This is a genomic window from Acinetobacter sp. YH12236 (assembly GCF_013417645.1).
GTDB lineage: Bacteria > Pseudomonadota > Gammaproteobacteria > Pseudomonadales > Moraxellaceae > Acinetobacter.
In genome coordinates this window covers 1-10104 of sequence record NZ_VPDM01000053.1, presented here as the reverse complement: position 1 = coordinate 10104, position 10104 = coordinate 1, and the positions used below count along the sequence as shown (strand labels likewise).

Annotated in this window: 11 protein-coding genes; 5 read left to right on the top strand and 6 right to left on the bottom strand. The window is 41.1% G+C overall.

Translation table 11 applies throughout. The features are described from left to right. Positions 1–233 precede the first annotated feature (233 nt). From FTV14_RS15145 to FTV14_RS15120, 6 genes are all read right to left on the bottom strand, one after another. Complete coding sequence (locus FTV14_RS15145) at positions 234–812, bottom strand: lytic transglycosylase domain-containing protein (RefSeq protein ID WP_166138226.1); 579 nt, start codon at positions 810–812, stop codon at positions 234–236. A 213-nt stretch (positions 813–1025) separates the two neighbouring features. Next, positions 1026–1514, bottom strand: coding sequence for a GNAT family N-acetyltransferase (locus FTV14_RS15140; protein WP_180054111.1), 489 nt, complete (start codon positions 1512–1514; stop codon positions 1026–1028). Between the two features lie 106 nt (positions 1515–1620). Beyond that, positions 1621–2820, bottom strand: coding sequence for an acyl-CoA dehydrogenase family protein (locus FTV14_RS15135; protein ID WP_180054110.1), 1200 nt, complete (start codon positions 2818–2820; stop codon positions 1621–1623). A gap of 23 nt (positions 2821–2843) precedes the next feature. Continuing rightward, the gene (locus tag FTV14_RS15130; protein WP_180054112.1) at positions 2844–4130 is read right to left on the bottom strand and encodes an acyl-CoA dehydrogenase family protein; all 1287 of its coding nucleotides are present in this window, start codon (positions 4128–4130) and stop codon (positions 2844–2846) included. 252 nt (positions 4131–4382) lie between these two features. Beyond that, on the bottom strand, positions 4383–5756 hold the full coding sequence (locus FTV14_RS15125; RefSeq protein ID WP_005235905.1) for an AarF/ABC1/UbiB kinase family protein: 1374 nt from the start codon (positions 5754–5756) through the stop codon (positions 4383–4385). A gap of 156 nt (positions 5757–5912) precedes the next feature. Beyond that, entirely contained in the window at positions 5913–6221 is a 309-nt protein-coding gene (locus FTV14_RS15120; RefSeq protein ID WP_004785493.1) for a hypothetical protein, read from the bottom strand. 201 nt (positions 6222–6422) lie between these two features. Between FTV14_RS15120 and FTV14_RS15115 the strand changes: the two genes are divergently transcribed. The 5 genes from FTV14_RS15115 (at position 6423) to FTV14_RS15095 (ending at position 10017) form a co-directional block, all read left to right on the top strand. Further along, positions 6423–6809 (top strand): lysozyme inhibitor LprI family protein, encoded by a 387-nt coding sequence (locus tag FTV14_RS15115; RefSeq protein WP_180054109.1) that lies wholly within the window; start codon positions 6423–6425, stop codon positions 6807–6809. A gap of 197 nt (positions 6810–7006) precedes the next feature. Continuing rightward, positions 7007–8017 (top strand): 50S ribosomal protein L3 N(5)-glutamine methyltransferase, encoded by a 1011-nt coding sequence (prmB, locus tag FTV14_RS15110; protein WP_104426049.1) that lies wholly within the window; start codon positions 7007–7009, stop codon positions 8015–8017. Between the two features lie 12 nt (positions 8018–8029). Then, positions 8030–9124, top strand: a complete 1095-nt coding sequence (gene aroC / locus FTV14_RS15105) for a chorismate synthase (RefSeq protein WP_180002073.1) — start codon at positions 8030–8032, stop codon at positions 9122–9124. A gap of 64 nt (positions 9125–9188) precedes the next feature. After that, positions 9189–9719: a GNAT family N-acetyltransferase gene (locus tag FTV14_RS15100; protein ID WP_180054108.1), complete on the top strand. Its 531-nt coding sequence runs from the start codon at positions 9189–9191 to the stop codon at positions 9717–9719. 52 nt (positions 9720–9771) lie between these two features. Next, positions 9772–10017, top strand: coding sequence for a hypothetical protein (locus tag FTV14_RS15095; protein ID WP_180054107.1), 246 nt, complete (start codon positions 9772–9774; stop codon positions 10015–10017). The last annotated feature ends 87 nt before the right edge of the window (positions 10018–10104 follow it).

The following is a 10104-nucleotide window of genomic DNA, read 5'->3' as shown; positions in this document are numbered from 1 at the left end:
TCCCTTCCCGAACTCAGAAGTGAAACCTCTTAGCGCTGATGGTAGTGTGGGGTCTCCCATGTGAGAGTAAGTCATCGCCAGCTCATTATTCCAAAAGCCCTCTGCTCATGCAGGGGGCTTTTTTTATGCGTGAAATAAAGATGAAATAGAAAAAGGCTTAAATAAATTTAAGCCTTTTTATTTATGGATTAATATTTCTGGAATGCATTTAATTAATCATTAGTACGTTCTAATTACATCGATTTTTTAAGTTGCTTCTGGTGCGTTAAAACTTCTTTTGCATATTTTTTGCCTTGTTTACGCATTTTCCGATCTTTCTCATAGGCAGTAGGGCCTACATTATAATAGCCCAGCGCTTTTTCTAGGCTGCCACTAGATTCCTGATAACGTGACAGAATATAACTCCCACATCCAATATTTATTGCTTCATTAAATAAATCAGGTCCACATGTAGATTGCCAATAACGCGGAACAATTTGCATAAGACCCACAGCACCTGCAGGTGAAGCGACCTGACTGCGATAGGTAGATTCCTGTCGAATCACGGCTGCTACTAGCAAGGGATCTAGACTATGTCTTTCGGCATTTTGAATAATTAAAGGTGAAACGCGAGTAGCAGTTATCGCAGGCACAGCATATGCAGTCTGAATTCCTTGAGACAGTTTAGCAGAGCGTTTTTCTAAGGAATTACCTCCTAGTGAGGAGCAAGCACTTATTAATATTGTACTTAAACCAAGTATCCCAATTTTTAAAGTAGTAGGATTTAAGACCTTTAATAATGAATAGTTTTTGCCAGAAAATTTGCCCAACAACTTTCAGCTTCCCTGTATTTTTAAAATTAGATTGATCTTAGGAAGATGTATGAAAATCGTCAAGAAATTAGATGATTTGTTTACAAAGACAAATTAGATTTTATTGAATAATGAATTTTTTATGAAGAATTGTTTAAAGAAAAGCCAATTAACAGTCGAATTTGTATCTCAGGCTTTTCTTTAAAGTGTATGTGTTTAGATGCACAAGAAAGCTTAGTCTAAAGTTTTTAGCATCCAGATTTCACAAGCTGCACTATGACCTGTATTGCCTTCGGGATGATCGAGATGTTCAAAACCTAATTTTTCGTAAAGCTTCACTGCCTGCCAAAGACTTGCAGTAGTCTCAAGATAGATTTGTTTAAAGTTCTGCTCATGAGCAAAGTCAAAGGTCAGATTTAAAATCTTTTTTGCAAATCCATAACGACGAATAATGGGTAAGAAATACATTTTCTGTATTTCTAGAATACTCTGATCACCCTGTAATGGCGCAATACCTCCGCCACCAAAGACTTGATCCTGCTCATCGATAATGACCCAATAAGCTGCATTTGGCTGCTGATATACTTCATACAGGTTATCCAGGATTGAATCACCGACAGCAAAACCGGATTCTGCTGCAAGTCCGAATTCTACGGAAACTTCACGAATAATCTTGGCAATTTGAGCATTATCTTGAGGTTGTATAGGACGAATAGAATACATAGGTTATGACATAAAAAAGGATGGAAATTTTATAGTCCGAAAACCATAAAAAATCCATCCTTTTTGTTGATTCATTCTTTAATGAAGCGGTATTTCCAGTTTTTTATTATTTTAATTCACTTGAAGATTTACCTAGTTCACGTCGAGCAATAATCAGTTGCTGGATCTGTTGAGTTCCTTCGAAAATATCCAGAATCTTGGAGTCACGTGCCCATTTTTCTAAAAGTTCTGCCTCGTTATAGCCTATAGATGCTGCTAATTCGACACATTTCAAAGTGATTTCATTCGCGATATGACCCGCCTTGGCTTTAGCAATAGAAGCTTCACGGGAATTAGGCTTACGATTATCCGCCATCCACGCAGCTTTTAACATTAATAAACGGGCAGATTCCCATTCGGCTTCCATACGATAAATCTGCGCTGCAATATTCGATGTTTGTAAGTAAGGTGTATGGTACTCAGAATCTAGCTGATCCTTAAAAATTTCCTTGGTTCTCTCTAAAGAAGCTTTAGAGCAACCAATTGCCATCGCTGCAACGAGTGGGCGGGTATTATCAAAAGTTTCCATGACCCCAGCAAAACCCTTGGCCACATCAATTTCAGCATGTCCAAGCAAATTAGCAGCAGGTATACGACAATCAATAAAACTAATTGCAGCCGTATCCGAGGCTTTAATGCCTAGCTTATGTTCCAGACGCTCGATTTTCATGCCGGGTGTGCCTTTAGGTACGACAAAGGATTTGATTGCAGCACGGCCAAGTTTTTTATCTAAAGTCGCCCAGACGACAACCGCATCTGCACGTTCGCCAGAGGTGACAAAGATTTTTTCACCATTGAGGATATAGTCATCACCATCTTTAATGGCAGTGGTACGAATGGCAGCTGAATCCGAACCACAGCCTGGTTCAGTAATCGCCATCGCTGCCCATATACCATGAAAGCGTTGCAACTGTTCGTCATTAGCAACGGCAGCAATGGCTGAATTTCCTAACCCTTGACGCGGCATGGATAAAAGCAGTCCGGTATCACCATAACACATTTCGACAATACTAAGTGCTGTCGACATATTGACGCCATTTTTATTGCTTTCATCGCTATCACCGCGTTTATTGACCGCAGCTCCTGCATTCATGCCTTCGCTGCCTTGGTTCATACCATCGACGACAGAGGCAAGCATATCCAACTCTTTCGGATAAGCATGTTCAGCTTTGTCATACTTGCGTGAAATAGGGCGGAGTACATTCAGGGCAACTTCATGTGCCTGATCAATCAGCAAGTTGAATTTTTTAGGATTTTGCAAGTTCATTTATTTTTTTCCTTATTCTTTGCTCAGGCATGAAGGCCAGAATGTACGATTGCTGTTGCTCTTAAGTCCCGATACCAGCGTTCTACCGGATGTTCCTTAGTGAAGCCATGTCCGCCGAGAATCTGTACGCCATCTGTGCCAATTTTCATGGATTTTTCTGCACAGAGCAGACGGGCCAGATAAGCTTCTCGATGAAAATCCTGCCCGGATTCTGCCAGACTGGCGGCATTCAGGATCAGCATTTGCATGGCATCAATTTCAATCGCCATATCTGCAATCATAAAAGCTACACTTTGCCGATGGGAAATTGGTTCACCAAAGGCTGTGCGTTCATTGGCATATTGCACACAGTATTTTTTAACCGCTTCACAGGTACCGACCGCCATGGCACACCACATTAAATTGCCTAGATCAAGAAAAGCGGTGTAATCAAAATCGTCATCTCCCAAGCGTTGTGCCGGTGTGTTATTAAATTTGAGATTCACAGTTTGAGTGGCTTTCAAGCCCATAGCCGGAGATTTTTGTGCAGTAATGGTATTATTGCGTTGCACAATAAATACTTCGGTTTTGCCATTCAGATCTGCACTGACCAGATAGATATCAGCAGTTTCTCCGAGCATCACCAAGGTTTTTTCACCATTAATTAAATAGTGATCTCCATTCGACGTTGCTTGAGTTTTTAACTGATAAGGATTAAAGGCAGCTGTTGCTTCCTGTACTGCGAAGGTAGCTTTAAGATGAGGATCATCAGCGAATGCAGTCAAATACTCAGTCTGAACCTGTTCTGAACCCCAACGGGTAATGGCATTAATCACACTAAAGGTAGAAAGCAGACCGGCGGTCAGACTGAAATCACCTTGAGCCAACTGTTGAGCCATCAGGACATTACTGACGATATTCTGTTCTGCAGCTACGCCACCTAGAGTTTCAGGCAGCGCATAAAAATTAAGACCCAGATCAGTTGAATATTGCCAGAGTTCCTCTGGAAAGATTTCATGATGATCTGCATCATGTGCCAAAGGATAAAGGACTTCACTGGCAAACTGCTGCATCGCCTCACAGGTCATTTGCTGTTCTTCAGTCAGATTCAGATCGAACAGGGATTTAGACTGATGTGGTAAACGTTGTCTTTGAATTTTCTGACCAGATTTCAGGATTTTCTGAGTCTGGCTGAGTGTTTTAAAGCCTGCTTTAGAGCTTTGATAAAGAGATTTTTCTAAAAATTTACGCAGCTTTAATTGGTCGAGTAAATCACTTCCTGCCACTTTGGTCAGGATGGACAAGCCAAATCCTTGTGCTTTGTTCACCATATTGTTCATTCTAATTATCCTACGGGGTGTTATCTTATTTGCCTGATGTTGACATGCAGTTCTAGAAAAAACCATGTCATCAATGACATGAATCATTGTCAATTTATAATTAAAATAAAGAGGGGATTTGAAGAATTAAAATATTGAAACTAAATAGAAAAATAAAATAAGAAAAATTAGGTTTTTATCAAAAATTGACCCGAATGACAAAATCATCCGGGTCTTATATAAGGCTAATAATAACTTAGTCGATTAGAGATGACGTTTAATCATTGCACGTACATTAGTTTTCGCATCAATCACTGTCATGAAGGTATAAGCGCCGATGAACTTACGGCTGATAAACATAAATTCTTTAGGCGGTACACTGAAATAACGTGAAGCCATGGATTTAGAAGCCTGTTGCATCACACGGCTATGAAGCTGACTTTTTTTCCAGTTATAGCGGTCATGTTCATCCATCACGCCTGGAGGCAAGTCTTTATTGTTCATTGGCGAGCTGAAGGCTTCTGTAGCTAATAGGAAGACTTTCGCCATATCCGGTTTGATGCTAGGCGGAATAGAATCAAAGAATTCATAACCGGTCATGGCTTTCACCATCATGTCTGAATCATGATGATAACCGGCCTGGATCAGGTTACGCGCTACATTGAGTAGATGCTGGTCAAACTGACGGATTGCACCGAAGTCGAGAAGCACAATCTTGTCCTGAATATTTTCGCCATCCCCTAGACGTACCAGATAATTGCCGAAATTCGGGTCAGTCTGCATCTCACCCCATTCAAAAATCTCACGTACTGCGATTTCAAGGGAAGCCTCACCCAGTTTATTACGACGTTCCTGTGGTAGAGACAGCATTACTGGACTATTGATGGGTACACCACGTTCAAAGGTCATACACAGAACACGGTCAGTACAATAGTTATCGATGATGGTCGGTACGATATATCGTGGATCATTTTGCAGACGTTTACAGAAACGACGGGTCGTATCCGCCTCAATTTTATAATTGACCTCACGATGCATCATCTCACGAACTTCATCGAACCATTGATCAAATTCACGGGTTTGCGGCACCATACGGGTCAATTTGAGCATGTTCTTAAACAGGCTCATATCAGAATCAATAGCCTCAGCTACACCCGGGTACTGGATTTTAAGCACCAGTTCCATGCCATCTGACTTGCGTACAGCACGGTGAACCTGAGCCAAAGAGGCGGTACCTAGGGGCTCATGATCAACCGTCAGATCATCTAGCTTGGAACCTAATTGCTGTTGTAATTGGGCTTTGATCGCCGGCCACGCCAAAGCAACTGTTTTATTATTTAACGTATTTAAGGCTTGAGTGACCTCTTCTGGCAGAAAATGTTCGCCATACAGGGCCATCATCTGGCCAATTTTGACAATTGAACCTTTAAGCTTGCCAATTTCTGCAACCAGATAATCGGCCTGTTCTTTCATGGCTTTTTTGCGTCTTCTTTCTTTTTCTTCTTCGCTCGAGAACATAGAACCCGCACTGGATGCTGCCCAGCGCGTACCTGCCAGCAAAGATGCCTTTGCGATCGATAAGCGTCGATCCATTGAGGAAGTTTTCAATTGTTTAAGCTTATCGTTCTGATCTGACATGTAAACTCAATCCTTTTATCAGCATAAAGCGGAATAAATCATTGTAGTGGATATTACCGTGTCTGCACGTATTAAAAAAGTTTAAGCCGCTGAATTCACGGTGAAAATCTCGGCAAGAGCATATCGCTTGCCGTTTTGACCAGTGTAGGGTGAATATTATGACATTTGAAATTGAATTTTTAATTCAGATCGTTGTTGTAACTGTTGTTTATTTGTTTGAATATGTTGATGAATTAGGTTCTGGACTGTTTCATGCATAAAACCCAGCGCATAACCCTTCACAATAATGATGCTTGGCAGGCTGAAAAACAGGTATTTGGCATCTTCCAAAGTCGCGCTACTAAATACGCCTTGCTGCATTAATGTGGTTTGTAAAAATACCTTTTCCTGCTGCACCTGACTGGATAACTGGTCATTCCAGTAGTTCTGGCGCATGGCCATAAGATTGTTGTGCTTATAGCTCATAAGATCTGGGCTCGTTTGGACATCATTGCCGAATTATATGCGGCCATAAAATCAAGTTTCAACCAAAGAACTGTGACATCTTTTTAAGCGAGAAAAATATAGGATTTTATCAAGGACTCAGTTAGTATCAGGCAATAATTTAAACAAGATTCATTATTCAATATTGATTGGAAACAAGCCAGTTTTGGTGAAGGGGATACTATGCGTTTTGCATGTTTATTAATGGTAGGTTGTTTGGGGACGATGGCATTACAGGTTCAGGCGGCTACAGGTTATTCTCAGGAATATACCCAGTGCATGAACTTTAGTTATGGCAATACAGCTAAACTGCAGAAATGTGTGAAAAAAGAATTAAAAGCACAGAATAAACGTCTAAAGAAAAACTATAAGACTTATCTGAAATTGAATGCGGGTTATCGTAATAATATTCGTGATCAGCATACAGTGTGGCAACGTAAATTATCACAGCAATGCAAGCTGACCATGAATACCCAATATGCCCAGATTAAACAGGGTCAATGTGCGCTGGAGATGGTAAAAGATCAAGCGAATTTGTATCAATTGCGTTCTTATCGTGCCGGTACTTAAACTGATTTTAAGTTAATAAATCCTTCCGGAAATAGCGATAAATCTTAAAAAGCAGGATTCTAATCTGTCTGAAATCCAGAAGATCTGTCATTGATAAACCATGGAGAATTCGGGTTTTTCATGGTTTTGGCATTATAAAAGACCTCAAAACAAGGTATCATAAGGCGTTTTAAAAAATGACCTTGGAGACGCCTTAAGTGGATCGACCGACTATTAGCCCTGAACATTTGCAGGAAGCCGCTGAAAATTTAACTACCATTCGTGATTTTATTCGTTTTGGGGTTACAGCATTACGTCAATACGATGCGCACTTAGGTCAAGGTACAGAAGATTATTTTGCTGAAAGTTCAGCGCTCGTTCTACAAACCTTGTCACTGGACTGGAATGCAGATCCTGAAATTCTGGACTCTAAATTATTGCCAAGCGAAGTGGCTGAGTTCTTGAGCTTGCTAGAACGCCGCATTAATGAACGTGTTCCAACCTCTTATTTATTGAATCTAGCCTATTTCTTCGGCAAGCCATTCTATGTGGATGAGCGTGTTCTGATTCCACGTTCGCCAATCGTTGAGCTGATTGAAAACCGCTTTGCTCCTTATTGCCTGACTGAAAATGGTGAAATGGGTGCAGCAGTAAATAACCTGCCAGAAAACCCGAATCCAAAAACTCCACAACGCATTCTGGATATGTGTACCGGTTCTGGCTGTATCGCGATTGCATTGGCCTATGCTTTCCCGGATTCAGAAGTGGATGCAACCGATATTTCTAAAGAAGCTTTGGAAGTGGCGCAGATTAACTGTGAACATCACAGTAAGCAGTACCAAGTAGCGTTACTTGAATCTGATCTGTTCGCTAAAATTCCAGCTGAAAACCAATATGATCTAATCGTATCTAATCCTCCATATGTCGATGCAGAGGATATGGCTGATCTTCCTGATGAATTCCATCATGAGCCAGAGCTGGCCTTGGCTGCTGGTCAAGACGGTCTGGATCTAGTACGTAAGATGCTGGCTCAAGCGGCTGATTACCTGACTGAAGATGGTCTGATCGTGATTGAAGTGGGTAACTCTGAATGGGCGATGAAGCAAAACTTCAATACCGTTGATTTCCACTGGTTGCAGTTCCAACGTGGTGGTTCAGGTATCTTTGCATTGACTGCAGCCCAATGCCGTCAATATCGTGATTTATTCATTCAATCTGTTAATTCATAAGGAGTCGTTGACATGGCAGGTAATAGTATAGGGCAACTCTTCCGTGTAACGACTTGTGGTGAATCTCATGGTGTTGGCTTAATGGCCATTATTGATGGGGTTCCACCCGGGATTGAACTGTCTGAAGCGGATTTGCAAAAGGATCTGGACCGTCGTAAGCCGGGTACTTCAAAATTTGCAACACAGCGTAAAGAACCAGATGAAGTTGAAATTATTTCAGGTGTGTTTGAGGGTAAAACCACCGGAACTTCAATCGGTCTTTTAATCCGCAATACGGATCAGAAATCGAAAGATTATGGCAATATCGCGCAAACTTTCCGCCCGGGTCATGCAGATTATACCTATACCCAGAAGTATGGTTTTCGTGATTATCGTGGTGGTGGGCGTTCAAGTGCGCGAGAAACTGCGATGCGTGTTGCAGCGGGCGCGATTGCCAAGAAATTCCTGTTTGAAAAATTCGGTATTGAAATCCGTGGTCATGTGACTCAGATCGGTACTGAAAAAGCAGAAAAACTGGACTGGAATGAAGTTCCAAATAACCCGTTCTTCTGTGGTGATGTTGATGCGGTGCCGCGCTTTGAAGCATTGGTAACTTCATTACGTGAGCAAGGCACAAGCTGTGGCGCACGCCTTGAGATCATTGCTTCTAAAGTGCCAGTGGGTTGGGGTGAACCAGTATTTGATCGTTTAGATGCGGATATTGCCCATGCCATGATGTCAATCAATGCCGTGAAAGGCGTGGAAATTGGTGATGGGTTTAGTGTCGCTGAGCAGTTCGGTCATGAAACCCGTGATGAACTCACAACAGATGGCTTCCTGGCGAACCATGCTGGCGGTATCTTGGGTGGTATTTCTAGCGGTCAGGATATTCGTGTTTCGATTGCGTTGAAACCAACGGCTTCCATCACAACTCCGGGTAAAACCATTACCATTAATCGTGAAGATACGGATGTCCTGACCAAAGGCCGTCATGATCCTTGCGTGGGTGTACGTGCAACCCCAATTGCTGAAGCGATGCTAGCAATTGTTTTGATGGATCACTTCATGCGCCATCGTGCACAAAATGCCGATGTCGTTGCGCCGTTTGAGCCAATTGAACCTAAATAATTTGCTTTATAGAAGCAAATGAAATTAAAGTCAGGCTTCGGTCTGGCTTTTTTATATTTATAAAATGAAAAATAACAATATTCGTTTAGCCCAAGCTACGGACATTGAAAGCATTGTTAAGTTGATTAATACAGCTTATCGATCTACTTTAGGTTGGACGCATGAATATGGCATTGTTTCAGGCGATCGAATTAATGAGGCTCAGTTAAGTGAGCTTTTAGCACGGCCTGATGTTGAACTTTATGTCTTGGAAAATGATGATCAACTGGTGGGTTGCATTGGTTTGACACACTTCCCAGATTGTTTTGAAATCGGCAGTTTTGCTATTGACCCAGTCCGGCAAAATTCAGGTTATGGCCGAATATTGTTAGATTTCGCTGAGCAATACTCTAGAGAAAAAATACCTTTCAAAAAACTTAGAATGTCTGTTCTTAATGTTCGCATTGAATTAATCGCGTATTATGAGCGTCGTGGTTATCACCAAACCGGCAAAACAGAGAGTTATCCACTGGATGCAGATGTTGGACAGCCTTTAGTAGATTTAAATCTGGTGATTTTAGAAAAGAGTCTCGAAAAGATTTATGAAGTTATTTGAATCTATTTTTGATTCTAAGTGTGTTTAATAAGAATAATGACAGGATGTATGAATGGAAGTATGGTTAAGTGCTGAATTAAGTAGGGAAGTGTTAACAGAAGATCATCTTGATCTCGAAAATAAAGCACGTAACGCAGTAGAAAATGCCTTAAATGCTCAACTACAAAATAAGTCGTATGATATTCCGATAGATAAATGGAAGTGCATTGAAATTATGATGGGAAATGATAGTTTTGATGAACGTATTTTTTATTCATTTCGCAGATTCAAATCCCAAGTGCAACACATTTGTAGTTAGTTGAAAAAGTTAGGTGTATTCATAGAATCATTAGACTTTTTCAACTCGCAATTGGAAAGCACACAATGAAGAAATACACCCAACTTT

What these genes read in the sequence shown, in the direction of transcription:
- FTV14_RS15140 (WP_180054111.1), bottom strand. Translation starts at nt 1,514, where the DNA reads ATGTATTCTATTCGTCCTATACAACCTCAAGATAATGCTCAAATTGCC.
- FTV14_RS15135 (WP_180054110.1), bottom strand. Translation starts at nt 2,820, where the DNA reads ATGAACTTGCAAAATCCTAAAAAATTCAACTTGCTGATTGATCAGGCA.
- FTV14_RS15130 (WP_180054112.1), bottom strand. Translation starts at nt 4,130, where the DNA reads ATGGTGAACAAAGCACAAGGATTTGGCTTGTCCATCCTGACCAAAGTG.
- FTV14_RS15125 (WP_005235905.1), bottom strand. Translation starts at nt 5,756, where the DNA reads ATGTCAGATCAGAACGATAAGCTTAAACAATTGAAAACTTCCTCAATG.
- FTV14_RS15120 (WP_004785493.1), bottom strand. Translation starts at nt 6,221, where the DNA reads ATGAGCTATAAGCACAACAATCTTATGGCCATGCGCCAGAACTACTGG.
- FTV14_RS15115 (WP_180054109.1), top strand. Translation starts at nt 6,423, where the DNA reads ATGCGTTTTGCATGTTTATTAATGGTAGGTTGTTTGGGGACGATGGCA.
- aroC (WP_180002073.1), top strand. Translation starts at nt 8,030, where the DNA reads ATGGCAGGTAATAGTATAGGGCAACTCTTCCGTGTAACGACTTGTGGT.
- FTV14_RS15100 (WP_180054108.1), top strand. Translation starts at nt 9,189, where the DNA reads ATGAAAAATAACAATATTCGTTTAGCCCAAGCTACGGACATTGAAAGC.
- FTV14_RS15095 (WP_180054107.1), top strand. Translation starts at nt 9,772, where the DNA reads ATGGAAGTATGGTTAAGTGCTGAATTAAGTAGGGAAGTGTTAACAGAA.